The organism is Mycobacterium sp. 852002-51613_SCH5001154 (genome assembly GCF_001667425.1).
Lineage (GTDB): Bacteria > Actinomycetota > Actinomycetes > Mycobacteriales > Mycobacteriaceae > Mycobacterium.
Window position 1 is genome coordinate 67,466 of the sequence record NZ_LZII01000031.1, and the last position, 24,005, is coordinate 91,470.

Here is a 24,005-nt window from a genome sequence, read left to right on the forward strand (position 1 = left end):
CTTAGGGCCTATTCGTCCGAGCTGAATAACTGGACGAAAACGTGTCACAGACGTCGCTTGCGGCACTAAGCTGCTGGTCGTGGGCAAGAACGTGTTAGCCAACGGCAGGGGCCGCTGGCTGGCGATTGTGGCCTCGTTCGCGCTTGCGGCCGCCATGGTCTACGCCCAAGACACAAAGCCGCGCTGCTGTGCGCCGAACGCGGTGGCCGCGGCCCCCACCACCACGGCCGCCGTGTCGATCAACGCCGCCGCCCCGCCGAACACCCCGCACACCGCCAGCCCCGCGGAAGTGGAAATGTTGACCGCCAGCGCACCGGCCGCCGCGCAGCAATTCCAGGTCGCGCTGCCCCGTGGAATCGCGTCGGAGGACAGGCTGCAGGTCAAGACAATCTGGGCGGAACGCGCCATCAGCGTGCTGTTTCCGCAGATCAAAACCATCTATGGGTACCGGGAAGACCCGCTGCCGTGGCACCCGAACGGGCTGGCGATCGACGTGATGATCCCGAACCACGGCAGCCCCGAGGGCATCGAGCTCGGCAACCAGATCGCCGGGTACGCCCTGGCGAATGCGAAGCGATGGGGAATCAACCACGTGATCTGGCGGCAGAAGATCTACCCGGGCGTCGGCGGGGGCAGCTGGACCGCCGACCTCGGTTCGGAAACCCTCAACCACTACGACCACGTGCACATCGCCACCAACGGCGGCGGCTACCCGACCGGGCACGAGGTCTACTACATCGCCTCGATGACGCCCGCGCCGCAGCAATGATTGGGTGACAACGAGATTCACTCCGGCCCGGCAGGAAACGCCGCCACCGGCATCTCGACGGTTCCCCGGCACGGGCCGCCGTTGATGTCGGTGTGCCAGGTGCCGCGCAGCGAACCGTCCGCCTGCGGCGTGTAGAACGCCCACGACCGCGCGGGCGCCCACACCTTCGGGACGCCGTCGCCCATGAAGCAATCCCATTGGAAGTCGAAGCGCTCAACCCAACGAGTGCCGTCCCAGGCGTAGTGAGACGGCTGGGGCAGCGTCGGGTTCTTGGGCGTGGGGCCGTTGGTGGCGGTAGCCACGTACTTGCCTGACGGGCAGGCGGTGACGAAGACGTAGTCGGCGCTGAACGTCGGCTCGGGCTGACTGGCCGCCGTGCTGGTGCCGGACTTGCTCGCGGCGTACCTCACCAGCGAATATTTCCCGTTCCACGCCGGTGTCGCCGCGTGCGCCGGAACGACGGTCATCGCGAGCACCGCCGCCGCGACGCCGACCAGCGGCACGGCGCCGAACCGCCACCCGGGAAACATCACGTCCATGGTGGGGGTTCGACGGCGCAGCCCATACTCCGCCAAGAATTCTTTGAGACTCCGTTAAGGCTCCGTGCTGATTCTGTGATCAACGCACTCCGCGTCCGTCAGAAAAGCCACCTCAGCACAAGGAGACCCCGATGTTTTCTCGCCGTTTCACCGCCTCCGTCGTCGGCACCGCCGCCCTGGGCCTGGCCGCGCTCGGCCTCGCCGGCACGGCGGGTGCGAGCTCGGTCGATGACGCGTTCCTCGCCCAGCTGGCATCGGATGGCATCACCCCGCCGAGCGCGTCGGTCGCCATCAAGGACGCGCACGCCGTTTGCAACGCGCTCGACCAGGGCCAGTCGAGCAAGGAGGTCATCAGCGCCGTGGCCAAGGCGACCGGCTTGAGCACCAAGGGCTCCAAGACGTTCGCGGTCGACGCGGCCTCGGCCTACTGCCCGCAATACGTCACGTCGGCCTGACACCGACCACCACAGTGCGGGGACCCGGCGGGCCCCCGCACTGTTCATGGCCGCCGCAACAGAAACAGGCTGTAGGCGGCGACGGACTGAGCGTCGGCGATCACTCCCGACCGGATCATCTGCTCGACGTCCTCGCGGGCGAACCAGGCACTGCGCAGGTCTTGTTCCTCGTGCTCGAGATCCGGCTCCCCTTCGGCGATTCCGGTGGCCAGGAACACCCAGCCGCGCTGGCTGGTCATGCCCGGAGCGACGTCGAGCTGGCCGAGCACCTCGAATGACGACGCACTCAATCCCGTTTCCTCGCGCAGCTCACGCTCGGCCAACTCGGACGGGTCGGTGTCCGCCAAGCCGGGAGCGGTGCCCTGCGGGAATTCCCACCGCCGCTCCCCGAGCGGATACCGGAATTGCTCAACCAGCCGGAATCGGTGCCCGTCGAACGGCATCACCAGCGCATAGTCCGGTTTGTCCACCACGCCGTAGATGCCCGGGCTGCCGTCCGGGCGACGGATGTCGTCTTCGCGGAGCACCATCCATTGGCTCCGATAGATCTCGCGGGACGCGACGCATTCGATGAAGGGCACCAACCCAGTATCACTGGGATGCCGTGAAGCGGTCGTACGTGCGGCGCAGGGCGCCGCGGTCGACGGAGTGCAGCGCCCGGGTGAGGACTTCGAACACGTCGACGTGCCCGACGGTGGGATCCGCCGTCTCGCCACGCGTGTATTGCCACGGCATGGACCGGCCGCGCCGCAGCACTTCGCCGAGGTACCACACGGCGCCATCGACGAACGGTTCATTCCGCTCTTCGTTCAGGAGCTGCTCGGGTGTCGAGGCCTTCTGAATGACAAGCTCTTCCAACGCGTCTAACGACTCCGGCGAGAAGTCCCACACGGCATCGCCGCCGTAATGACCTGCCCAGACCGGGAATTGGGCCCCCCGCTCGGCAAGCCAGCATCTCAGGTATTCCTCATCCGAAAACCGCTGGGTGACTTGCCTTTTAGCGCTGAAGCGGCGCTTTCCAGCTTCTTCGACCCGGTCGCGTAACTCGGCCACCCATCGGTGGTCCTCGGCGCGGTCGCGCCACTTCGCCAGCTCCTCCCTGGCCGCGACGGTGACCGGATTGTCTTCGCCGAAGACTCGTGCTTCGTCGAAGACCAGTGCCTGCCAGGTAGCCACCTTGTCCCCGTAGTCCATGGGTTCTGGCTCCCACAGTGCGATGGTGTGCCGCGCGATCAGCGTGTGGCGGTGGTCGTCGCCCAGCTTTTCGCGCATCACCTCGACCAGCGACTCGAGCTCAGCCACGGCGCCGGCGCCGTCCACCGATTCGCCGTGCCATTGCGCCAGCGACAACCGCATTCCCAACGTGTCCTCGTGGTCGTCGCCGAGCACCCTTCGCCGGGCGGCAAGGACGCGCTCGCCCTCGGCGACGGCACCCGGGTAGTCACCAAGCTCCTTGCGCTTGTGCGCCACGCGGTCCATGGACGTCAGCACGGTGGGGTGCTCGGCGCCCAGGACGCGTTCTTCGTCGGCCAGCAGCTGTGACCATTCGGCCAACGCGGCCCGCGCTTCCTGCTGGGGCCGGTCCGCGAACATGTGGCGCGCCGTCAACGTGGTGATGTGATCCCAACCGAGCACCTCCTCGAACTCGGGTACCAGCTGCTCGAGCACGGCGTAGGCCCCGGCCTGGTCTCCCATTTGGAGCTGCAGGTGTACCAGCGCAAGCTTCATGTCCAAGACGTTGGGGTGCCGTTCCCCCAGGATCGGGCGGCAGACCGCGACCAGCTCGTTCATGAGTGGCAACGCCCCGGCGAAGTCGGCCGCGGCGATGCGCTCCGAGATGAGCCGGGTCAAGGCGGCGAGCGGCCCAGGCAGTTCCGGCTGCGTCATACCGCTATCGAATCTCTCCTGCGGCCCCGTGGCAATTCACTCTGCGGCCGGTGTCGCGCTGGCATGAATCGGCACGGTGCCCGATAGTCATAGGAACAAAACTCCAACGTCAGCAGAGGTGGGGGTCATGCCGGACGACCCGGGGCGTGCCTGACCATGCGCGGGCACATCATCGTCAGTGGTGACGACGCGCTGGCGACCACGATCGTCGAGGAGCTCAACAACGCCGGTGTACACATCGTCAAGCTCCAAACCGCCGGCGAGCTCGACACCGCCGGTGTGACCCGTGCTCGCGCCGTGATTTGCGTCGGTGACGACGACGCGACCAACCTCGAAATCGCACTGCTGGCAAGGAAAGCCAACCCCCGGGTGCGCGTGGTGGCACGGCTGGGCAACGATGTGCTGCGGACGGCGATGGCGGCCGACAAGCGTCCCGGCGCGATCCTGGACGTCGCCGACCTCTCCGCGCCCTCGGTCGTCGAGGCGTGCCTGGCGCACACCGTGCACCCCTTTGAGGCGGCGGGCATCGAATTCGTCGTCTCCGGCGCCGAGGCACCGTATAGCGCGACGCTGCGCGAAATCTACGGTGACCTGGCACCGGTGGCGGTGATCCACGGCGAGAACTGCGCCACCCCGGGCGAGGTGGTGTCCTGTCCAGGCCGTGATCTGTCGGTGCACGCCGGCGACTGGACCGCGATGATCGGCACCGCCGAGGAATTGGCCGAACGCGGCATCAAGGTCCCGCGGCCGACCGTGACGCGCTATCGCCTGCCCCGGCTGCGGCGGATCCTCGACAGTGCGCGCGCGCTGCGCGACGACGTCAACCCGATGTTTGCCCGAGCGTTGCTGGCCGCGGCATGCCTACTGGTCGGGTCGACGGTAATCCTGCGGTTCAGCTACCAGCCGGGTCCGAAGATGACCTGGCTCGACGCGCTGTATTTCAGTACCGAGACGATCGCGACGGTCGGTTACGGCGATTTCAGCTTCCTCCATCAGCCGACCTGGCTGCGGCTGTTCAGCATCATGCTGATGTTCGCCGGCGTAACAACCACCGCGCTCCTCGTCGCTTTCGTCGCGGACCTGCTGATATCGCGGCGCTTCGCCCACTCCGTCGGCCGCCGCCGGGCGCGCCATCTGCGCAATCACGTCATCGTCGTCGGGCTCGGTTCGTTCGGCAGCCGCGTCGTCGCCGACCTGAGGTCAGCGGGATACGACGTCGCCGTGATCGAGCGGGACGAAAACAACCGTTTCCTGTCGGCGGCGGCCGACCTCGACGTACCCGTGATCTTCGGGGACGCGACGCTGCGCCAGACGCTGGAGGCCGCCCGCGTCGAGCATGCCCGCGCGGTGGCGGTGCTGACCCAGGACGACATGGTGAACATCGAGACCGGGATCGTGCTGCGCGAGATGCTGGGCCCCCGGGTGAAGCCCGAAGTCGTGCGCACCGACGTTCCGCTGGTGCTGCGCGTGTACGACCGCGCGTTGGGCGCCGCGGTGGCGCAGCGGTTCGGATTCGAAAACGTCCGGTCCACCGTCGAACTGGCCGCACCATGGTTCATCGGCGCCGCAATGGGCCTGCAAGTGCTGGGCACATTCTCCGTCGGGCAGCGCTCGTTCATGATCGGTGGAATGCACGTGGCGCCGGGCAGCGAGCTCGACGGGCTGAAGATGTTCGAACTGTCCACCCAGACCCGGGTCATAGCGATCACCCGCCAGGACGCGCCCGTCGAGCTGCACCCGCGGCGGGACGCCTGGCTTCGTGGCGGCGACACCGTCTACCTGGTCGGCCCGTATCGCGAGTTGTTGGCGACACTGCGCAAGGGGCAGCCGCCCCAGCAGCCGGCCGCGGGCGACGAGCGCGCGTCGGCCTAGTGGCGATCGCAAGCGCGGCGTAGCCGGGCGCAGCGGGTCGCCACCATCGGGCCAGTGGCGATCGCAAGCGCGGCGTAGCCGGGCGCGGCGGGTCGCCACCATCGGGCCAGTGGCGATCGCAAGCGCGGCGCAGCCGGGCGCGGCGGGTCGCCACCATCGGGCCAGTGGCGATCGCAAGCGCGGCGCAGCCGGGCACAGCGGGTCGCCACCATCGGGCCAGTGGCGATCGCAAGCGCGGCGCAGCCGGGCGCAGCGGGTCGCCACCATCGGGCTAGAGCCGGCCGGCCACGTCCGCCGCACGGCTCAGTTGGTCGACGTCCACGCTCGTCGGGATGAGCTGTACCTCGTCGGTGCCGATGTCCTCGAACTTGCGCAGCACCGCCAGCAGCTCGTCCTCGGAACCGGCCCATCCGGTCGTCGGCGCCATGGCGTCGACGTACTCCGCCGGTATCCAGTTCATGTAGCGCCGCAGGTGGCGATGCACTTGGGCCCGGGCCTGCTCCGGCGATCCGAACGCGAACCAGAACGACGTCACCAGGTGGGGTTTCCCCTTGCCCGCCTGCCCCCACGCTTCGCGCGCGACGTCGAACAGCTCGTTCTGCTTGGCGACGTCCAGGTCCAGCGTGGTCCCGGCCAGTCCAGCGGCCCAGGACGCGGCGCTGCGGATGGTCTTGGGGCCGATGCTCCCGACGAACAGCGGCGGGCCGCCGGGCTGCACCGGCGCCGGCCCCACTGGCAGGACGGACTCCGTGAGCTTTTCGCCGGCCCACACCCGCTTCATCACGGCGACGCGGTCGGCCATCTCGCGCATGGTCTGCGTCGCCGGATCGGCGCCGACGGCGTGGTAGTCCTCGTGCCTGCCGCCCACGCCGATGCCCACGCTCAGCCGCCCGCCGCACAGCATGTCGCCGGTCGCCAGGCCCTTGGCCAGCATGACGGGGTCGTGCAGCTGCGGCACGATCACGGTCGTCAGCAGCCGCACCCGGGTCGTCCACGCCGCCAGCGCGCCCAGCAGAGTCAAATTGTCGGGGTTGTCGAACGCGATGCGCTCGCCCCAGCACAGCGACGAGAACGGGCCGGCGTCGATCGCGCGCGCCCAATTCTCCAAAACTCCCGCGTCCAAGTCCGGCTCCATCACCGGTAGCGTCATCGCAATCCGCACGACGGCGATTCTGGCATGACAGTCAACATCCGGGCGTACAAGTGGCAGCATGGAACAGATGGGTTTCACCAGCAGTTCCATCGCGCACGTCCGCCTCACCGTCACCGATATTGAGCGATCCCGGCAGTTTTACGAGAGCGTGTTCGGTTGGCCGGTGCTACTGGAGGTGCCCGACAACGCCGACGAGGCCACCCGCAGCCAGTTGAGCTTTTTGTTCGGTGGCGTCATCTACGACCTCGGCGGCACGCTGCTGGGACTGCGCCCGGTTGCAACCGATCGCTTTGACGAGGATCGCGCCGGGCTCGACCACATCGCGTTCCGGGTCGGCAGCAAGGATGAATTGGACTCCGCCGCAGCGCATCTCGATGAGCTCAGCGTTGCGCACGAGCCCGTGAAAGACATCGGACCGTCGTACATCCTGCAGTTCCGCGACCCCGACAACATCGCCCTGGAGCTCACGGCACCCAAGTAGGAGGAGGAGGCCATGTCCATCAGTTTCAACCACACGATCGTCGCCGCCCGGGACAAGCACGAGTCCGCCGAGTTCCTCACCGAACTGTTCGGGCTGCCCAGCCCAAAGCCGTTCGGCCACTTCGTGGTTGTCGAACTCGAGCACGGCGCCACTTTGGACTATGCGGATGCTTCCGACGGCGGGAACATCCCGCGGCAGCACTATGCCTTCCTGGTGTCCGAAGAGGAATTCGACACGATCTACGGCAAGATCTCCTCGCGCGGCATGGAGCACTGGGCTGACCCGGGCGCCAATCGGCCGGGCGAGATCAACCACAGGGACGGCGGGCGCGGCGTGTACTTCCTCGATCCGTCCGGACACGCCATGGAGATTCTCACCCGCCCGTACGGGTCGGGGGGCTGACGCTCCGGCGGGCGGCGGCGCCTACTCGCCGGCGTGCGGTGTGCCGTGCCGCACGCTCTCCTGTGCCCGATAGTCGTGGGCGAACTGCGCGACATGCCCGGGCAGGGCATTGGCGGCGACGTCGGCCAGGGTTGTCTCCTCGAGCACCGACCGCATGCTGGCCCGCAACGCCCGCCAGACGTCGGTGAGCGCCGCGGTCGGACCGGAGTAGGGCAGGTCCCCCAGCCCGATGTCGCGCACGCTCGCGAGCGGGCCGTCGATACAGCGCAATACGTCGGCGATGCTGATCTCGTCTCCGGGACGGGCCAGTTCATAGCCGCCTTCGCGGCCCCGATGGCTTTTCACCAGCCGGTCGGTGCGCAGGTTGGTCAGGATGTCGACGAGGAATTGCGGCGGTATGCCCTGCGCTTGGGCCAAATCGTCGGTTTTCACCAATGTCCCGCTGGGGACCGTGGCGAGCTGGACCATGGCCCGCACCGCGTACTCCGCCTTCGCCGACATGCGCACTCTCAGGATTGTGCCACTCGGCACGCGGATTGCGGTGCAGCCGGGCTGTGGCGCTGCGCTAAGCCCGCGATTCGAGCAGATCGACGATGCTGCGCGCCTGCTCCTCGACGGTACGGTCCGGCGTAAGCCGCAGGTCGGGGTTGGCCGGCGGCTGATAAGGGCTGTCAATGCCGGTGAAGTGCGCGATCTCGCCCGCGCGGGCCTTGGCGTACAGGCCCTTCGGATCACGCTGCTCGCATTCTTCGATCGGGGTATCGCAGAACACCTCGACGAAGTCGAACCCCGCGGCGGCGTGCACATTACGAGCCATCTCGCGTTGCTCGGTCAGCGGGCTGATCGCCGGCACCAGCACGACGTTGCCGCAGTCGGCGAGCAACGCGGCCACATGTGCCAGCCGTCGCAGGTTCTCGGCGCGGTCGGCCATGCTGAAGCCCAGGTCGGCGTTCAAACCGTGTCGCAGGTTGTCGCCGTCGAGAACGTAAGCGGGCGTGCCCTTTTCGAGCAGCATCCGCTCGACCAGCATGGCCACCGAGGATTTACCGGAGCCGGACAGGCCGGTGAACCACACCGTCTTGCCCCGCGGCCGGGCTTCGGCGACGGCCGAAGACTTGTGCCGCACGGTGTTGGGGCTCGCCGTTTGCACCGAGACGTCGCGCAGCACCATGCCCGCGGCCACGGTGCCATTCGTGTGCGGGTCGATGAGGATGAACGAACCGGTGCTGGCGTTGCGGGTGTACTCGTCGAGCAGCAGCGGCACCTGGGTACGCACCGAAATGCGGCCAAGCTCGTTGAGCTGCAACGCCGTTGCGGACTTGTCGCGATGCAGGGTGTTCACGTCGAGCCGGTAGTCAAGCCCGGTCACCCTCGCGCGCGTGGTACGGGTGGTGTGCTTGATGACGTAGTCGCGGCCGGGCTCCAGCGCGGCGCCGTCGGCCATCCAGCAGACGGTCGCATCGAATTCCTGCGTGACCCGGGGATGATTGTTGGTGCGGGCGATGAGATCACCGCGCGAGATGTCGATCTCGTCGGCCAGGCTCACCGACACGGCCATCGGCGGAAAAGCTTCCTCCACTGGACCATTCGGCCCTTCGATCGCGGTGATGCGGGTGGCCTTCCCGACCGGCAAAACGACGACTTCGTCTCCCGGACGCATGACCCCGCTGGCCACGGTGCCGGCGTAGCTGCGGTGGTCTTGATGCTCGCGGGTGTGCGGCCGGATGACGTACTGGACTGGGAACCGCACGTCGACCAGGTTGCGGTCACCGGCGATGTAGACCTCCTCCAGGTGCGACAGCAGCGCCGGTCCCTCGTACCAGGGCGTCTGGTCGGATTTGGTCACCACGTTGTCGCCGTGTAGCGCGGAAAGCGGGATGGTGGCCACGTCGTGCACATCCAGGCGTGCGGCGAAGGCGTGGAATTCGTCCCGGATGGCCTCGAATTTCTCCCTGTCCCAACCGATCAGGTCCATCTTGTTGACGGCGAGAACGATGTGCTGAATGCCGAGCAGCGAGGCCAGGAAGGCGTGCCGGCGGGACTGCTCCAACAGGCCGTGCCGGGCATCGACGAGCACGATCACCAGCTGGGCGGTCGACGCGCCGGTCACCATGTTGCGGGTGTACTGGATGTGGCCCGGGGTGTCGGCGATGATGAATTTCCGCTTGGGCGTTGCGAAATAGCGGTAGGCGACGTCGATGGTGATGCCCTGCTCGCGTTCGGCGCGCAAGCCGTCGGTCACCAGGGCCAGGTCGGTGTAGTCGTGGCCACGATCCTTGGACGTCTGTTCCACCGCCGCCCACTGGTCCTCCATGACGGCCTTGGAGTCATAGAGCAGGCGGCCGATCAGCGTGGATTTGCCGTCGTCGACGGAACCCGCGGTGGCGAGGCGAAGCAGCGTGGCGGGTGTGGCCATCAGAAGTACCCCTGCCGTTTGCGGTCTTCCATCCCGGCCTCCGAGATTCGGTCGTCGGCCCTGGTCGCGCCGCGTTCGGTCAGCCGGGACACCGCCGTCTCGGCGATGACCTCTTCCACCGTCGCGGCCTCCGATTCCACGCATCCGGTGCAGGTGACGTCCCCGACGGTGCGGAAGCGCACCGTCGCTTCGAACACCGGCTCGTCGTCGCGCGGCTGCATGTGCCGGTCGACCGCCAGCAGCATGCCGTCGCGGCGGAACACCTTGCGCCGGTGGGCGTAATAGATCGAGGGCAGCCCGATGTTCTCCGCGCCGATGTAGGACCAGATGTCGAACTCGGTCCAGTTCGACAGCGGGAAGGCCCGGATGTGTTCGCCCTTGTGGTGCCGGCCGTTGTAGAGGTTCCACAGCTCGGGCCGCTGGGCCTTCGGGTCCCATTGGCCGAACTCGTCGCGGAAGCTGAACACCCGCTCCTTGGCGCGCGCCTTCTCCTCGTCGCGGCGGGCCCCGCCGAACGCCGCGTCGAAATTGTTCTCCCGAATGGCGCGCAGCAGCGTCACGGTCTGGATCGGGTTGCGTCCCTGCTTCGGCTCGACGACGCGCCCGGCGTCGATGTCCTCCTGGACCGAGGCGACCACCAGGCGCACCCCGTGCTCGGCGACCAGTTCGTCACGGGTGGCGATCACCTCGTCGAAGTTGTGGCCGGTGTCGACGTGCATCACGGGGAACGGCAACCGCCCGGGGCGGAACGCTCGCAGCGCCAGGTGCAGCATGACGATGGAGTCCTTGCCCCCCGAGAACAACAGCACGGGCCGCTCGAACTCGGCGGCCACCTCCCGGATGATGTGGATCGCTTCGGCCTCCAGCGAGCGCAGATGGCTCAACTCGTACTGGCCGGCGGCGGGGGCCGCCTTCAGATCGCTGGTCATAGCTTCCTCGGGTAAACCTGGTTGAGTCGGTCATATTTGGCAGCTTTGCCGTCCATAGCATCAGTTCGCGCCGATGGTTGTCAAGTGGCGGCCACCTCACGGCGCGGAGGACGGCCATGCGACGTATCGCGTCAAGACCGGCGGCAGACCTTTTCCGGCCGATGCCGGGTGCGACAGCATGAACGGATGACCTCCGACCCTGCACCCGCCGGCCCGCCACCGAGCGGCCGCGACGTCATCGCGCAGTTCCTCCCCCGATCGGCGTTCGTCGCCAAGCTGGGGATCGTCGCCGACCAACTCGAGGAGCACGAGGTCAGGCTGCGTCTGCCGTGGGACCCGTCCAACGTCACGATCGGCGACATGGTCCATGGCGGGGCTATCGCCACACTCGCCGATGTGACCGTGATGGCGGCGGCGTGGTGTGGGGTCGAGGCGCCCCCGGAACTGCGGGGGGTAACCGTGTCGATGACCTTGGACTTCATGGCCCCCGCCCGGGCCACCGACGTGATCGGCGTCGGCCGGGTGCTGCGGCGCGGCCGGTCGCTGGTTACTTGCGAGGCCGAGATCATCGACGCGCAGGGCCAGCTCGTCGCGAAGGCCCTCGCCACCTACAAGGTCGGCTAGAGCCTCACCGAACGTGCACTCAGGGCTCAGAAATGGGCAATTTCTCGCCCTGAGAACACGCTCGGTGAAGGGGGCGGCGCTAGAGCGTCACTTCCTCGAGCTTGCCCGTGGCGACGTCGAAGACGAACCCGCGAAGCGAGACATGCTTGGTGACGAACGGGCTGTTCTCGATGCGGCGCAGCGACTGCCGGACGTCCTCGCCCACGTCGGGGAATGACTCGGCCGCCCATGGCGGCTTGACACCGGTCTCCTCCTGAATGGCGCGCTTGAAGTCGTCGTCGGTGAAAGTCAGCATCCCGCAGTCGGTGTGGTGGATCAGGATGATCTCGCGGGTCCCCAGCAACCGCTGGCTGATGGCGAGCGAGCGGATGACGTCGTCGGTGGCGACTCCGCCGGCGTTGCGGATGACGTGCGCCTCGCCCTCGTTGAGGCCGAGGAGGCGGTAGACGTCGAGCCGGGCATCCATACACGCGACCACCGCGACGTGTTTGCTCGGCGGCATGGGCAGCGGGCCCTGGAAGCCGCTCGCGTATTGGGCGTTGTTGGACAGGTAGTCATCGGTAACCGTCACGCGCGCCTCCTCGGGATATCGCGGGCTGAACGTAGCAACTAACCACCCGTAATTCACTCATGAGAATCAGCCGGATCACAAGGACGGGCCCGGCTCGTTAACCTGTCCCAATGCGAGGCGGGCGGTGCGGTCGGGGATGATCCGCTTCTTGGCGCGCCGATTGCTCAACTACGTCGTGCTGCTGGCGCTGGCGTCGTTTCTGACGTTCTGCCTGACGTCGGTGGCGTTCCGGCCACTGGACAGCCTATTGCAGCGCAGTCCGCGTCCGCCGCAGTCGGTGATCGACGCGAAGGCCCATGCGCTCAACTTGGACAAGCCGATACCGATCCGCTACGCGCAGTGGGCTTCGCACGCCGTTCGCGGCGACTTCGGAAAGACCATCACCGGACAGCCCGTCGGCGCCACCCTCTGGCGCCGCGTCGGGGTCACCCTGCGGCTCCTGGTCGTCGGGTCGCTGGCCGGCACGGTCCTGGGCATCGTCGCCGGCGCCTGGGGAGCCATCCGCCAGTACCGACTGAGTGACCGCCTTGTCACGATGGTGGCGCTGCTGGTCCTGAGCACCCCGACGTTCGTCATCGCCAGCCTGTTGATCCTTGGTGCGCTGCGGGTGAACTGGGCTTTGGGCGTGCACCTCTTCGATTACACCGGGGAAACCTCGCCGGGGGTGAGCGGCGGGCTCGGACACCATTTGGTGGACCGGTTGCGGCATTTGATCCTGCCCACGCTCACCCTGACGCTGGCCGCCGCCGCCGGATACAGCCGTTATCAGCGCAACGCGATGCTCGACGTTCTGGGCCAGGATTTCATTCGCACCGCGCGCGCCAAAGGGCTCACCCGCCGCCGCGCCTTGGTCAAGCACGGGTTGCGTACGGCGCTCATACCGTTAGCCACCCTGTTCGCCTACGGGGTGGCCGGGCTGGTCACCGGTGCGGTGTTCGTGGAAAAGATCTTCGGCTGGCACGGCATGGGTGAATGGCTGGTACAGGGCATCGCCACACAGGACACCTACATCATCGCCGCGATCACGCTGTTCTCGGGCACGGTGGTGCTGCTGGCCGGCCTGCTGTCCGACGTCTTCTACGCCGCGCTCGATCCGAGGGTGCGGGTGTCATGACGACCGAACCCAAAGTGGAAGGCGCTCAGGGCCTCTCGGCACCCAAGGCAACGGAGTTCACCTCGCGCCGGAAACTCGTGCTGCGCAGGTTCCTCCGCAACCGCTTGGCGGTCGTGTCACTAACGCTGCTGGTGCTGCTGTTCGTCGGCTGCTACGCGCTGCCTGCGGTGCTGCCCTATTCCTATGACGACCTCGACTTCGACGCGCTGCTGCAACCACCGAACAGCCGGCACTGGTTGGGGACCAACGCGCTGGGGCAGGACTTGTTGGCGCAGATCCTGCGGGGCATGCAGAAGTCGATGCTGATCGGTGTCTGCGTGGCGGTCATCTCGACCGGCATCGCCGCCACGGTCGGGTCGATCGCCGGTTATTTCGGTGGCTGGCGCGACCGGGCGCTGATGTGGCTGGTTGACCTGCTGCTGGTGGTGCCCAGCTTCATCCTCATCGCCATCGTCACACCGCGAACCAAGAGCTCGGCCAACATCCTGATGCTCGTCTTGCTGCTGGCCGGATTCGGGTGGATGATCAGCTCGCGCATGGTGCGCGGCATGACCATGAGTCTGCGCGAACGCGAATTCATCAGGGCCGCAAGGTACATGGGGGTTTCCAGCCGTCGGATCATCCTCGGCCACGTGGTACCGAACGTGGCCTCCATCTTGATCATCGATGCCGCCCTCAACGTCGCCTCGGCCATCCTGGCCGAGACCGGGCTCAGCTTTCTCGGATTCGGCATTCAGCCGCCCGATGTGTCGTTGGGCACGTTGATCGCCAATGGCACCCAGTCCGCGACCACCTTTCCGTGGGTGTTCCTGTTCCCGGCGGGCGTGCTAGTTTTGATCCTGGTGTGCGCCAACGTGACCGGCGACGGCCTGCGCGACGCCCTGGACCCCGGCAGCGGCATGCTGCGAGGCGGCGCCCGGTGAGCGCGCTGCTGGAGGTGACCGACCTGGCCGTCACCTTTCCGACGGACGGCGAACCGGTGACCGCGGTGCGCGGGATCAGTTACAGCATCGCCCCGGGTGAGGTCGTGGCCATGGTCGGCGAATCGGGCTCCGGCAAGTCGGTTTCGGCGATGGCGGTGGTGGGCCTGCTGCCGGAGTACGCGCGGGTGCACGGCTCGGTGCGGCTGCACGACACCGAGCTGCTGGGCCTCGGCGACGACGCGATGTCGCGGTTCCGCGGCAAGACGGTCGGCATGGTGTTCCAGGATCCGATATCGGCGCTGACGCCCGTTTACACCGTCGGCGACCAGATCGCCGAGGCGATCGAAATTCACCAGCCGCACGTGGGCAAGAGCGCCGCCCGCCGGCGCGCGGTGGAGCTGCTCGAGCTGGTGGGCATCGCGCAGCCGGAACGGCGCGCGCGGGCGTTTCCGCACGAGCTGTCCGGCGGCGAACGGCAGCGGGTGGTCATCGCGATCGCGATCGCCAACGACCCGGATCTGCTGATCTGTGACGAACCCACCACCGCACTGGACGTCACCGTGCAGGCGCAGATTCTCGAGGTGCTCAAGACGGCGCGCGACGTCACCGGCGCGGGAGTGCTGATCATCACCCATGACCTGGGTGTTGTCGCCGAGTTCGCCGACCGGGCGCTGGTGATGTACGCCGGCCGGGTCGTCGAATCCGCCGGGGTGCAAGGCCTTTACCGCGATCGCCAAATGCCCTACACCGTTGGGCTATTGGGCTCCGTTCCGCGACTGGACGCGGCCCAGGGCACCCGGCTGGTCCCCATCCCCGGCGCGCCCCCGTCGTTGGTGGGGCTGGAGCCCGGCTGCCCCTTCGCGCCGCGCTGCCCTCTGGTCATCGACGAATGCCGAGCGGACGAACCGGAGTTGCTCCCAGTCGGGGTGGATCACCGCGCGGCCTGCATCCGCACCGACCGGGTGAACGGGCGCAGCGCCGCGGACATCTACGGGGTTAACACTGAGGCCCCCCGAACCGAATCCGGCGACTCGTCGGTCGTCGTGCGCGTGCGCGATCTGGTCAAGACGTACCGGCTCACGAAGGGGGTGGTGTTGCGCCGCACCGTCGGTGAGGTCCGCGCGGTCGACGGCGTCAGTTTCGAGCTGCGCCAGGGCCGCACGCTGGGCATCGTCGGCGAGTCCGGCTCCGGCAAGTCGACCACCCTGCACGAGATCCTCGAACTCGTTGCACCGCAATCGGGTTCGATCGAAGTGCTCGGTACCGATGTCGCGACCCTGAGCGCCTCCCGCCGGCGATCGTTGCGACGCGACATCCAGGTGGTGTTCCAAGACCCGGTGGCCGCGCTGGACCCCCGCCTGCCGGTGTTCGACCTGATCGCTGAACCGTTGCTGGCCAACGGCTTCGACAAAGACCGGACGAACGCGCGCGTCGCAGAGCTGCTCGACATCGTGGGGTTGCGCCGGGCCGACGCCGCCCGCTATCCGGCCGAGTTCTCCGGTGGGCAGAAGCAGCGCATCGGCATCGCCCGGGCGCTGGCATTGCAACCGAAGATCCTGGCGCTCGACGAGCCGGTGTCCGCCCTCGACGTCTCCATCCAGGCCGGCATCATCAACCTGCTGCTCGACCTGCAGGAGCGGTTCGGCCTGTCGTATCTGTTCGTGTCCCATGACCTTTCGGTGGTCAAACACCTCGCTCACCAGGTGGTGGTGATGTATGCCGGCGCGATCGTGGAGCAGGGCGACAGCCGGCAGGTGTTCGGCAGTCCGCAGCACGATTACACCCGGCAACTTTTGGGCGCCGTGCCACGAGCGGATCTGGGCAAACGTGTCTAGGCGGGTCGCGACGGCGCTTTTCGTTGTAGCGCTTACGGTTTCCGGATGCTCACCGGCCATCAACGTCATGCCGGAAACCGGCCACAACGCCGCCGAGATCGGCACCAGCAGCGATATCAACCCCCAGGATCCCGCCACATTGCGGGACGGCGGTAGCCTGCGGCTGGCGCTCAGTGATTTTCCGCCCAACTTCAACATCCTGCACATCGACGGCAATTCGGCCGAAGTGGCCGCCATGATGAAGGCCACCTTGCCACGGGCATTCATCATCGGCGCCGACGGTTCGACCACGGTCGACACCGACTACTTCACCAGCGTCGCACTCACCGGCACCGCACCGCAGGTGGTGACCTACACGATCAACCCGAAGGCGGTGTGGTCCGACGGCACCCCGATCACGTGGGAAGACATCGCCAGCCAAATCCACGCGCTGAGCGGAGCGGACAAGACGTTCGAGATCGCGGGACCCAGCGGCGCCGACCGGGTCGCGTCGGTCACCCGGGGCGTCGACGACCGGCAGGCCGTCATGACCTTCGCCAAACCGTATGCCGAGTGGCGCGGCATGTTCGCCGGCAACGGCATGCTGCTCCCCAAGAGCGTCACGGCCACGCCCGAGGCGTTCAACAAGGGCCAACTCGATGGGCCCGGCCCGTCGGCCGGCCCCTTCATCGTCACGTCGCTGGACCGGACCACCCAACGGATTGTGTTGTCCCGCAACCCGAAATGGTGGGGCGCCCGTCCGCGCCTGGACAACATCACCTACCTGGTGCTGGATGACGCCGCGCGGCTGCCCGCACTGCAGAACAACACCATCGACGCGTCGGGCGTCGGTACGGTCGACCAGCTGACCATCGCGCAGCGCACGAAAGGGATCTCGATCCGGCGCGCCCCCGCCCCCGCGTGGTCTCACTTCACGTTCAACGGTGCGCCCGGGTCGATCCTCGCCGACAAGTCGCTGCGCCTCGCGGTCGCCAAGGGCATCGACCGGCGCACCATCGCCAAGGTCGTCCAATATGGCCTGACCAGTGATCCGGTGGCGTTGGGAAACCACATCTATGTCGCGGGGCAGAAGGGCTACCAGGACAACAGCGCGGTCGTCCCGTACGACCCGGACGAGGCCAAGCGGGAGCTCGACGCATTGGGCTGGAAGCTCAATGGCCAGTTCCGCGAGAAGGACGGTCGCCCGCTGGTCATCCGCGATCTGTTCTATGACGCCCAGGGCAGCCGGCAGTTCGCCCAGATCGCGCAGCACAGTCTCGCCCAGATCGGCGTCAAGCTCGAACTGGTGTCCAGGTCCGGCAGCGGGTTCTTCACCAACTACATCAACGTCGGGGATTTCGACATCGTCCAATTCGGTTGGCTCGGTGACGCTTTCCCGCTCTCGGCGCTGACCCAGATTTATCTATCCGGCGGGGAAAGCAACTTCGGCAAGATCGGCAGCCCGCAGATCGACGCGGCGATCGAACGGACCCTCGAAGAACTCGACCCCGGCAAGGCGCGGGCGTTGGCCAACGATCTCGACAAACTCATCTGGGCCGAGGGGTTCAGCCTGCCGCTGACACAATCGCCGGGCGACGTCGCGGTACGCAGCACGCTGGCCAATTTCGGCGCCGCCGGGCTCGGCGACCTGCGCTACACCGCCATCGGATTCATGCGCGGCTGACCCGGCGCAGCGGCGCCGGGATCGGCAGGATGCCCTCCACCGCGGCGGCCACCCCGATCGCCTTCCACAGCAGGCGCAGCTCGGGGCGCGGCGGAAGCGCGTCGAGCGCCGGGGCTTTCGCGGCGAGCCCATCGAATTCGCCCCGCGACACCGCCTGGGCGATGGCGATCGCGGCGGGCTCGCGGAAGTCCAGCGCGCTGTGCGCCATGGTGGGCAGCTTCAACAGCACCGCGTGCGGCAGCAGTGCGGCGACGCGCTCGGCGACCGCCGGCGGGGTGATGAGGTCGCGACCGCCGGAAACCACCGCGGTGGGCCAGCCGAAATGCCGCATCTCGGCCACCAGGTCATAGGGCTCGTCCTCGAATGTCGCCGTCTGCGTGCGCGCCTCGCGTTCCGCCACGGCCGGGTCCAGCGGAAGCCCGTCGGGTTCGGCGGCGTAGTCGAGTTCGCGGAACGCGATGCGGCTCACCAGGTCTTCCTCGTAGCGATATGGCAGGTTGCTCAGGGTGGTGAACCGGGACATCACCCACCACAACAGCTTTCGGCCATCCAGCAGCAGGTCGAGTTCGCGCTCGAGCAGGCCGGCGCCGCCGTAGCCGTAGATCGTCGCGACCACCTGGGTGGCCGCCGCGGTCATCACCCCGGCGTCGACGAGCTTGCGCATTTTGGGCGCCAGCGCGGCGGTTTCGGGGCTATCGCCCCTGAGCAGGAGCCGACGAATCGCGCGGCGCACGATCACAATGTCATGCCGCGACAGCAACGGAGAGTCCAGGATCATCGCCCGCACCCGGCCGGGATGGCGCACACCGAACCCGGAGGCGATGTAGGTGCCGTACGACGCGCCGTAGATGTCGGCCGAGTCGACGTGGGCGTCGTCGAGCACGGCGGCGATGTCGTCGACAACCTGGTTCACGGTGATCGCTCCGGGGGGCAGGTCCGCGCCCGCGTCGTCGTGGCGCGACATACCCACCCCGCGGTGTTCGATCATGATGACGTCCAGGCCGGCAGCGGCGGCGCGGCCTCGCAGGCCCTTGTACATCTGCACCGACGCCACGCCAGGACCGCCCGGGATGATGACCAGCGGGTGCGCCGACTTGCGGCCGGTGCGCACGTAGTACAGATCGAACTCTTCGCTGGTTTCCGGCGAGATCGGCCGACGCACGGGCCGCACCCCGGGCAACGCCGCGAGCTTCTCCTGCACCCGGCGCCGTTTCGCATTCATCGTCATCGGTGTCGGCCCGCCATGATCCCATTCTGCCGGGACGGCCGGCGGGCTTCGCCGCGCCGGTCCACAGGCGGGGGTTCGACGCAGCTCAGCGGGTTCGCGCTAAGCGCTGAGATCGATGCGGTGCGCGCCCTTGACGCCGTCGTACCGGTCCGGACTGCAGGTGAGCACGATTACCTGACCGTGCGTGCCGACCGTGTCGAACACCTCCCCCATCTTCGCCAGCCGGTCGGGATCGGTGAACCCCAGCGCGTCGTCGACCACCACCGGAACGGCGTCCTCCTTGGCGACCAGGGCGGCGCCGGCCAGCCGCGCCAGGATGCCGAGCTGCTCCTTGGCTCCGCCGGAGAGGGATTCGTAGGGCACCGTGACGCCGTCGAGGGTGCGGCTGCGGATGCACAGGTCGCTGTCGATGTCGACCTCGAACGTGGGCCCGAACACCGGCCGGCCGAGCCTTTCCAGTTCCGCGCGGTAGGGCTCGACGTAGCGCTGCCGGGTGGTGTCACGGTGGCGCGTCATCACCGAGCGCAACAGCCGCGCCGCACGGGCCCGGCTGCCGACCCGGATGTGCTCGCTGGCGGCATGCTCACGTTCGGTCTCCGCGGCATCGAGCTTGCCCTGGCGTCCCTCGCTGCCGAACACCGAGAGTTCGATGGTGATCTCGCGCAATGCGCGCGCGGCCTCTTCGTAGCGTTCGCGAAGTTCCTCAGCTTCCTTGGTAGCAGAGGTCAATTCGCTGTGCACCGCGTCCGGATTCGCCGCTGCAAGGCCGTCGGCGAACTCGGCGTGGCGACGTTCGGCGGCCCGCGCCGCTTGCAGCGCCGCGTCCGCCGAGGCCGCGAGCTCGTCATCGCCGGCCGATGCCCGCTCCCGGGCCAGCCGGTCGGTGGCGGCGTCGAGCTCGCCGCGTTGCGTCTGCAACGTGTTGTGGAGAACCGTTGCGCGGGTTGCCAACTCGGTGAGCCGGGCGGATTCGGCGGTGGCGGTCCGACCGCGGTCGTCGCACTCCGCCAGCGCGGCCAGGTGAGCCTTCTCGAGGGCATCGAGTTCGTCGCGGGCCGCGCCGACGTCCGCCGGGGGGAAGCCGGCCTCGGCCGGTTGCGCGGCACGCAGCTCCGCGAGTCGCGCGCGCAGTTGGTCGATCTCCTGGTCGCCGCACAGGCCGGCCAGGGTTGCGCTCAGCTGGTCGCGGTTGCCCTGCAGTTCTCGGCGACGCTGATCGGCGGATCGAGCGGCGGCGAGGTCGACCACCCGGGCAGCGGATAACGCGGCGGCCAATTCTTCTTGTGCGGCAGTGTGTTTCGCTTGAACATCGAGCGCCGTCGCGCCCGGACTGACCCGCGCGGTCAGTATGCCGGGAACCTGGACCGAGGTGGGTCCGGTGGCCGTGATGGACCAGGTTTGGCCCGCGGACAGCGACACACGTTGCTCGCCGATGGAGAGTTCGATGTCCGCGGCGGCGGTGAACTCGACCGCGGCGGACGTCGACGCCAACTGGTCGCCGATGCGATCGGCAGCGGCGGCGGCGTTCTCGATTCGCCGCAGCAGCTGCTCGGTGATGGCGATCTCGCTGAGTGCCGCGCACACTTGATCGCGGTCCCGCCGGATTGCCTCGACCTTGTCCACTCGGGCGCTCAACCGGTCGGCTTCTTCGCGGTCGGTTTGCTCAGCGACGGCACGCCGGGCGGATTCGACGCCGAGTTGCAAGGCAGCGAGGGCCGCGGCGGCCTCTTGGGTCGCGGCGTCGGCGGCGTCGGCCCCGGCGCGCGCCGCGTCGCGCGCGTCGGCGGCGGCCTGCGCTTCGGCCTCGGCGGTAGCGACAACGGCTGTGCGGGTGCTGATTTCGGCGAGCAGTTGCAGGCGTGAGTGGTGGGCGGTTGTCGCGGCGGCGCTCGTCGCCGCTGCCGCGGCGGCGATCAACTCGGCCTCCCGCGCCTGGCCGGTGAGTTCGTCGATCTTCTCCGCGGCCTCCTGCGCGGCGGCGAGCCGGGGGCGGGCAGCGATGCGCTGCTGGGACAACTCCGCGACCCGTTCGGTCAGGGCGGCATGCCGGCACACCCGCTCGTCGACCTCGGCGACCGCCGCCGCGTACTCGGCGACCGCGGCTTCTGCGTCGGCCAGTCGCGCGATCGCCGCAGCCCATTCGCCCGTCGGACGCCCGGTTGCGGTGAAATAGCGTCCATATTCCGCGTCGATTCGCTCGATGAGCAACGGTTCGGTGCCCGACAGCGCCCCGGTGTCGCCGGCCGCCACATCGAGCGCGCGTGAGAGTGCATCGCAGCCCGAGAGATCCACCGCGGCGGTTGATGCGGACTGCAGCACCCGCTGGGCATGCCACAGGTCGCTGTCGACCGTCTCGGCCAGCATCGCGCGGACACGTTCGTGCGCCTCGTCGCCGGTGAGCTGCTCGCGGTGCGGGGCCTGAATCGTCAGCTCGGTTTCACATTTCTTATGGAACCGCTTCCGATAGATGAATCGATAAGGGCCGCAGCTCAATTCGGCGCTCACCTCGGAGCCGACATCACTGTTGGTGGGCTTGACCTGCTTGACTTCCTTCTTCGTCGAGCGGTCCCTGGACTCCAGCAGTAGGTCCAGGGCTTCGACCATCGACGACTTGCCGATCTCGTTGGCGCCGAACACCACGACGACGCCATGATCGGGAAACTCGATCTCCCGGTGCGTGATGCCGCGGTAGTTCGTCAGGATCAGGCGGTGCAACTTCATGCGGCACCCCGATCGGTGAGCCGTAGTAACAGCGCCAGCGCCGCCTGCGCGTCAACGGCGGTCTCGGAATCACCTTCGCGCGCCGTTGCCACGAGCTCGTCCACCGCCGCGGCGGCGAATCCCCCGATACCGAGATCGCTGAATTCGCCATCGGCCGGAATGACCGCCAGGTCGGTGCGGCGTTCCCACAGGCCGAGCCAGGCGTACAGCCGCGCGTACTTGTCCAGGCACGCGTCCAGCGCGGCGCGGTCGGTGACCGTCAGCGACCCGGTGAGCGCCAACCGCACCACGGTGCGGTCCTTTTCGGTCATCAAGTCCAAGTTGACGTCCAGGTCGGCGATGTCGCGCCGAGTGTCGACCTGTCGGTGCATGGTGACGAAGCGCCAGCGGCCGACATGTCGCGATTCCACCGTGACGGCCCGGCGCGGATCGGCTTCGTCGATCTCGACGATGAGGACGTGGCCTGGGTCCGATTCCACGTCGTCGAAGTTGGTGACTTCGGGCGCCCCGGAGTACCAGACCCGGCCGCTGTTCCCGACGTGCGTGCGGGAATGCTTGTCCCCCAGTGCCACATAGTGCACCGTGCCGGTCACCAGCGCGTCGTCGAGCGCGGCGAGCCGGATCAGGGAGGGCTTGTCGCGATCGGGGTCCAGCACGTCGACCCCGCCGTGGGCGACCAGGATCCGGGTGACCGGTTCCGGCGTCAGGGCTTCAAGGACTTCCGCGACCAGGTCGGTGGTCGGGGCCTTGGACCGCCAAGGCGCGGCGACGATCTCCAGCCCGGGCCTGACCTGGTGCACGCCTGCCCGGTCGAGCACCACCACGTTGTCGGGGCGTTCGGCGGTGAACAGCGCGCTGGTGTACACCGAGGACGCGTCCAGCGGATCGTGGTTGCCCGGCAGCAGGTAGACGGGAATCCCGATGGCGCGCATGGCTTCCAGGGACTGCCCGACAACCTGCGGGGGAAGCTGGTTGTGTTCGAAGACATCACCGGACACCACGACAAACTCGGCACCCACCTCCGCCGCCAGCGCCCCCAACCCGGCCACCGCATCCCGCCGGGCCGCGGAGTATCGCGGCTGGGCGTCGCCGGCGAGGAAATGCCGGGTCATCCCGAGCTGCCAGTCGGCGGTGTGCAGGAATCGCATGGCGGTGGCCTCCTTTCGAACTTCGTGGTTACCAGGGCATTGCGAGCTTAAGTCCGCACACCGACAAGACGCGGGACCTCGCCCGGCAGGTCTCCGAGCGGGTACGCCGCCGCGCGCTCGTCGAGAGGTTGATCAATCAGTGGTGCTCGGCGGCCTGGGCCGACCCCGCACCAACACGTTCCGCCACCCCAAAAAAGGCTCCTGCGTGACGACGACGATGACCACGACGCGGCATAGGGGTTAGCGTGGCTTCCGTGAAAGACCAGCGCACGTTGCTGTTGATGCGCCACGCGAAATCCGACTACCCGGCGGGGGTCACCGACCACGACCGGCCGCTGGCATCCCGCGGCATCAAGCAGGCCGGACTCGCCGGTGATTGGCTGCGCGCCAACGCGCCGGCCATCGACGCCGTCCTGTGCTCCACCGCGAAGCGCGCCCGGGAGACGTTGGCCAACACGCGCATCGATGCCCCGGTGCGGTATAGCGAGCGGCTCTACGGCGCAACACCCGGCACCATGATCGAGGAGATCAACACCGTCGCCGACGACGTCAAGACGCTGCTGGTCGTCGGACATGAGCCGACGATGTCCGCCCTGGCCCTCGGCCTGGCCGGCAGTGGTACCGATACCGCTGCGGCCGAGGGAATTTCGGCCAAGTTCCCGACGTCGGCGATCGCGGTGCTGGCCGTGCCGTCCGGATGGGGAGACCTCGAACTCGGTCGCGCGCAGTTGATCGGGTTCGAGGTGCCGCGCTGAGCTACGAGTTCGTGGCCAGCGTGAGTTCCATCAGCTTGAGGGCCTGACCGCAGGCGTCGATGCCGGGTGCCTGGGGGTTGACCCACCAGCCGACCACTCCGGCCGCGTCGCTGGCCACTCCGCATGCACCGTTCGGGTCATCCGGGCGCATCACGATCGAATCGATTCCCGCGATGTTGCGCGTCTCGACCTTGTACTTCAGGAAGTCGGCGACCTTGCGTTCGTTGCTCAGGCTGCCCTGCTCGAACCAGAACCGGGTGATGTCGATGAGCCCGGCCGGGTTGGCCGCCTGCCACCTACAGATGGCGCCGACGAACGTGCTCTGGATGTCGAGCGGGTCGGCACCCACGGTCTTGGCCAGGATGTCGCTGGTGAGCACCTCACACTCCTTGAGCAGGTTCGGATACTGCTGCTGGGAGTTGTTGTTGCGCGTGGGGCCACCCGCCTTCACGGCGTTGCCCGCGACGGACCTCGAACATCCGGTCAACACCAGTAACGCCGCGATCAAGACGGCTACCAT

The 24,005-nt window shown here is 67.8% G+C and carries 23 protein-coding genes; 11 read left to right on the top strand and 12 right to left on the bottom strand.

Annotated elements, in window-relative coordinates; all coding sequences use genetic code 11:
• The first annotated feature begins 79 nt into the window (after positions 1-79).
• Positions 80-769 carry a glycoside hydrolase gene (locus A5750_RS08060; RefSeq protein WP_067261936.1) on the top strand — a complete coding sequence of 230 codons (690 nt, stop codon included), beginning with the start codon at positions 80-82 and terminating at the stop codon, positions 767-769.
• Positions 770-786: 17 nt separating this feature from the next.
• Here A5750_RS08060 and A5750_RS08065 read toward each other — a convergent pair whose 3' ends face one another.
• Positions 787-1,236 carry a hypothetical protein gene (locus A5750_RS08065; protein ID WP_067262002.1) on the bottom strand — a complete coding sequence of 150 codons (450 nt, stop codon included), beginning with the start codon at positions 1,234-1,236 and terminating at the stop codon, positions 787-789.
• 203 nt (positions 1,237-1,439) lie between these two features.
• Between A5750_RS08065 and A5750_RS08070 the strand changes: the two genes are divergently transcribed.
• The gene (locus A5750_RS08070; protein ID WP_066953017.1) at positions 1,440-1,763 is read left to right on the top strand and encodes a DUF732 domain-containing protein; all 324 of its coding nucleotides are present in this window, start codon (positions 1,440-1,442) and stop codon (positions 1,761-1,763) included.
• Positions 1,764-1,807: 44 nt separating this feature from the next.
• Here A5750_RS08070 and A5750_RS08075 read toward each other — a convergent pair whose 3' ends face one another.
• Positions 1,808-2,293 (bottom strand): NUDIX domain-containing protein, encoded by a 486-nt coding sequence (locus tag A5750_RS08075; RefSeq protein WP_231989158.1) that lies wholly within the window; start codon positions 2,291-2,293, stop codon positions 1,808-1,810.
• Positions 2,294-2,354: 61 nt separating this feature from the next.
• Complete coding sequence (locus A5750_RS08080; protein WP_066953015.1) at positions 2,355-3,650, bottom strand: tetratricopeptide repeat protein; 1,296 nt, start codon at positions 3,648-3,650, stop codon at positions 2,355-2,357.
• Positions 3,651-3,806: 156 nt separating this feature from the next.
• Here A5750_RS08080 and A5750_RS08085 point away from each other — a divergent pair, with 156 nt between their 5' ends.
• Positions 3,807-5,522, top strand: coding sequence for an NAD-binding protein (locus A5750_RS08085; RefSeq protein ID WP_066953013.1), 1,716 nt, complete (start codon positions 3,807-3,809; stop codon positions 5,520-5,522).
• 271 nt (positions 5,523-5,793) lie between these two features.
• Here the strand turns inward: A5750_RS08085 and A5750_RS08090 are convergent, their stop codons facing one another.
• Positions 5,794-6,672, bottom strand: a complete 879-nt coding sequence (locus A5750_RS08090; RefSeq protein WP_067261937.1) for an LLM class flavin-dependent oxidoreductase — start codon at positions 6,670-6,672, stop codon at positions 5,794-5,796.
• Positions 6,673-6,742: 70 nt separating this feature from the next.
• Here A5750_RS08090 and A5750_RS08095 point away from each other — a divergent pair, with 70 nt between their 5' ends.
• The gene (locus tag A5750_RS08095) at positions 6,743-7,156 is read left to right on the top strand and encodes a VOC family protein (RefSeq protein ID WP_066953059.1); all 414 of its coding nucleotides are present in this window, start codon (positions 6,743-6,745) and stop codon (positions 7,154-7,156) included.
• A 12-nt stretch (positions 7,157-7,168) separates the two neighbouring features.
• On the top strand, positions 7,169-7,558 hold the full coding sequence (locus A5750_RS08100) for a VOC family protein (RefSeq protein ID WP_067261938.1): 390 nt from the start codon (positions 7,169-7,171) through the stop codon (positions 7,556-7,558).
• Between the two features lie 21 nt (positions 7,559-7,579).
• Here the strand turns inward: A5750_RS08100 and A5750_RS08105 are convergent, their stop codons facing one another.
• Genes A5750_RS08105 through cysD form a run of 3 tightly spaced genes read right to left on the bottom strand, consistent with a single transcriptional unit; the run spans position 7,580 to position 10,903 of the window.
• Positions 7,580-8,065 carry an RrF2 family transcriptional regulator gene (locus A5750_RS08105; RefSeq protein WP_066953007.1) on the bottom strand — a complete coding sequence of 162 codons (486 nt, stop codon included), beginning with the start codon at positions 8,063-8,065 and terminating at the stop codon, positions 7,580-7,582.
• Positions 8,066-8,123: 58 nt separating this feature from the next.
• Positions 8,124-9,974: an adenylyl-sulfate kinase gene (gene cysC, locus A5750_RS08110; protein WP_067261939.1), complete on the bottom strand. Its 1,851-nt coding sequence runs from the start codon at positions 9,972-9,974 to the stop codon at positions 8,124-8,126.
• Entirely contained in the window at positions 9,974-10,903 is a 930-nt protein-coding gene (gene cysD, locus A5750_RS08115) for a sulfate adenylyltransferase subunit CysD (RefSeq protein WP_067261941.1), read from the bottom strand. The genes cysC and cysD overlap by 1 nt, the downstream gene beginning before the upstream one ends.
• 186 nt (positions 10,904-11,089) lie before the next feature.
• Here cysD and A5750_RS08120 point away from each other — a divergent pair, with 186 nt between their 5' ends.
• Positions 11,090-11,527, top strand: coding sequence for a PaaI family thioesterase (locus tag A5750_RS08120; protein WP_067261943.1), 438 nt, complete (start codon positions 11,090-11,092; stop codon positions 11,525-11,527).
• Positions 11,528-11,606: 79 nt separating this feature from the next.
• Here the strand turns inward: A5750_RS08120 and A5750_RS08125 are convergent, their stop codons facing one another.
• Positions 11,607-12,098: a carbonic anhydrase gene (locus A5750_RS08125; protein WP_066953000.1), complete on the bottom strand. Its 492-nt coding sequence runs from the start codon at positions 12,096-12,098 to the stop codon at positions 11,607-11,609.
• A 136-nt stretch (positions 12,099-12,234) separates the two neighbouring features.
• Here A5750_RS08125 and A5750_RS08130 point away from each other — a divergent pair, with 136 nt between their 5' ends.
• From A5750_RS08130 to A5750_RS08145, 4 genes are all read left to right on the top strand, one after another.
• Positions 12,235-13,212 carry an ABC transporter permease gene (locus tag A5750_RS08130; protein ID WP_066952998.1) on the top strand — a complete coding sequence of 326 codons (978 nt, stop codon included), beginning with the start codon at positions 12,235-12,237 and terminating at the stop codon, positions 13,210-13,212.
• Positions 13,209-14,135 carry an ABC transporter permease gene (locus A5750_RS08135; RefSeq protein ID WP_067261945.1) on the top strand — a complete coding sequence of 309 codons (927 nt, stop codon included), beginning with the start codon at positions 13,209-13,211 and terminating at the stop codon, positions 14,133-14,135. Before A5750_RS08130 ends, A5750_RS08135 begins: the two co-directional genes overlap by 4 nt.
• Positions 14,132-15,970 (top strand): ABC transporter ATP-binding protein, encoded by a 1,839-nt coding sequence (locus tag A5750_RS08140; protein ID WP_067261947.1) that lies wholly within the window; start codon positions 14,132-14,134, stop codon positions 15,968-15,970. Before A5750_RS08135 ends, A5750_RS08140 begins: the two co-directional genes overlap by 4 nt.
• Positions 15,971-16,037: 67 nt before the next feature.
• Positions 16,038-17,633, top strand: coding sequence for an ABC transporter family substrate-binding protein (locus A5750_RS08145; protein ID WP_231989157.1), 1,596 nt, complete (start codon positions 16,038-16,040; stop codon positions 17,631-17,633).
• Here A5750_RS08145 and A5750_RS08150 read toward each other — a convergent pair.
• From A5750_RS08150 to A5750_RS08160, 3 genes are all read right to left on the bottom strand, one after another.
• Positions 17,620-18,861 carry an alpha/beta hydrolase gene (locus A5750_RS08150; RefSeq protein ID WP_067261949.1) on the bottom strand — a complete coding sequence of 414 codons (1,242 nt, stop codon included), beginning with the start codon at positions 18,859-18,861 and terminating at the stop codon, positions 17,620-17,622. The genes A5750_RS08145 and A5750_RS08150 overlap by 14 nt on opposite strands.
• A gap of 99 nt (positions 18,862-18,960) precedes the next feature.
• Positions 18,961-21,582 (bottom strand): ATP-binding protein, encoded by a 2,622-nt coding sequence (locus tag A5750_RS08155; protein ID WP_067261952.1) that lies wholly within the window; start codon positions 21,580-21,582, stop codon positions 18,961-18,963.
• Positions 21,579-22,730: an exonuclease SbcCD subunit D gene (locus A5750_RS08160; protein ID WP_067261955.1), complete on the bottom strand. Its 1,152-nt coding sequence runs from the start codon at positions 22,728-22,730 to the stop codon at positions 21,579-21,581. Before A5750_RS08160 ends, A5750_RS08155 begins: the two co-directional genes overlap by 4 nt.
• Positions 22,731-22,984: 254 nt before the next feature.
• Between A5750_RS08160 and A5750_RS08165 the strand changes: the two genes are divergently transcribed.
• Positions 22,985-23,485, top strand: a complete 501-nt coding sequence (locus A5750_RS08165) for a histidine phosphatase family protein (RefSeq protein WP_156659496.1) — start codon at positions 22,985-22,987, stop codon at positions 23,483-23,485.
• A gap of 1 nt (position 23,486) precedes the next feature.
• On the opposite strand, the gene A5750_RS08170 is transcribed toward A5750_RS08165, so the two are convergent.
• Complete coding sequence (locus A5750_RS08170; protein ID WP_156664294.1) at positions 23,487-24,005, bottom strand: DUF3558 domain-containing protein; 519 nt, start codon at positions 24,003-24,005, stop codon at positions 23,487-23,489.

What these genes read in the sequence shown, in the direction of transcription:
- A5750_RS08100 (WP_067261938.1), top strand. Translation starts at nt 7,169, where the DNA reads ATGTCCATCAGTTTCAACCACACGATCGTCGCCGCCCGGGACAAGCAC.
- A5750_RS08160 (WP_067261955.1), bottom strand. Translation starts at nt 22,730, where the DNA reads ATGCGATTCCTGCACACCGCCGACTGGCAGCTCGGGATGACCCGGCAT.
- A5750_RS08085 (WP_066953013.1), top strand. Translation starts at nt 3,807, where the DNA reads ATGCGCGGGCACATCATCGTCAGTGGTGACGACGCGCTGGCGACCACG.
- A5750_RS08120 (WP_067261943.1), top strand. Translation starts at nt 11,090, where the DNA reads ATGACCTCCGACCCTGCACCCGCCGGCCCGCCACCGAGCGGCCGCGAC.
- cysD (WP_067261941.1), bottom strand. Translation starts at nt 10,903, where the DNA reads ATGACCAGCGATCTGAAGGCGGCCCCCGCCGCCGGCCAGTACGAGTTG.
- A5750_RS08070 (WP_066953017.1), top strand. Translation starts at nt 1,440, where the DNA reads ATGTTTTCTCGCCGTTTCACCGCCTCCGTCGTCGGCACCGCCGCCCTG.
- A5750_RS08130 (WP_066952998.1), top strand. Translation starts at nt 12,235, where the DNA reads ATGATCCGCTTCTTGGCGCGCCGATTGCTCAACTACGTCGTGCTGCTG.
- A5750_RS08170 (WP_156664294.1), bottom strand. Translation starts at nt 24,005, where the DNA reads ATGGTAGCCGTCTTGATCGCGGCGTTACTGGTGTTGACCGGATGTTCG.
- A5750_RS08080 (WP_066953015.1), bottom strand. Translation starts at nt 3,650, where the DNA reads ATGACGCAGCCGGAACTGCCTGGGCCGCTCGCCGCCTTGACCCGGCTC.
- A5750_RS08135 (WP_067261945.1), top strand. Translation starts at nt 13,209, where the DNA reads ATGACGACCGAACCCAAAGTGGAAGGCGCTCAGGGCCTCTCGGCACCC.
- A5750_RS08065 (WP_067262002.1), bottom strand. Translation starts at nt 1,236, where the DNA reads ATGACCGTCGTTCCGGCGCACGCGGCGACACCGGCGTGGAACGGGAAA.
- A5750_RS08095 (WP_066953059.1), top strand. Translation starts at nt 6,743, where the DNA reads ATGGGTTTCACCAGCAGTTCCATCGCGCACGTCCGCCTCACCGTCACC.
- A5750_RS08155 (WP_067261952.1), bottom strand. Translation starts at nt 21,582, where the DNA reads ATGAAGTTGCACCGCCTGATCCTGACGAACTACCGCGGCATCACGCAC.
- cysC (WP_067261939.1), bottom strand. Translation starts at nt 9,974, where the DNA reads ATGGCCACACCCGCCACGCTGCTTCGCCTCGCCACCGCGGGTTCCGTC.
- A5750_RS08145 (WP_231989157.1), top strand. Translation starts at nt 16,038, where the DNA reads ATGCCGGAAACCGGCCACAACGCCGCCGAGATCGGCACCAGCAGCGAT.
- A5750_RS08150 (WP_067261949.1), bottom strand. Translation starts at nt 18,861, where the DNA reads ATGACGATGAATGCGAAACGGCGCCGGGTGCAGGAGAAGCTCGCGGCG.
- A5750_RS08075 (WP_231989158.1), bottom strand. Translation starts at nt 2,293, where the DNA reads ATGGTGCTCCGCGAAGACGACATCCGTCGCCCGGACGGCAGCCCGGGC.
- A5750_RS08090 (WP_067261937.1), bottom strand. Translation starts at nt 6,672, where the DNA reads ATGACGCTACCGGTGATGGAGCCGGACTTGGACGCGGGAGTTTTGGAG.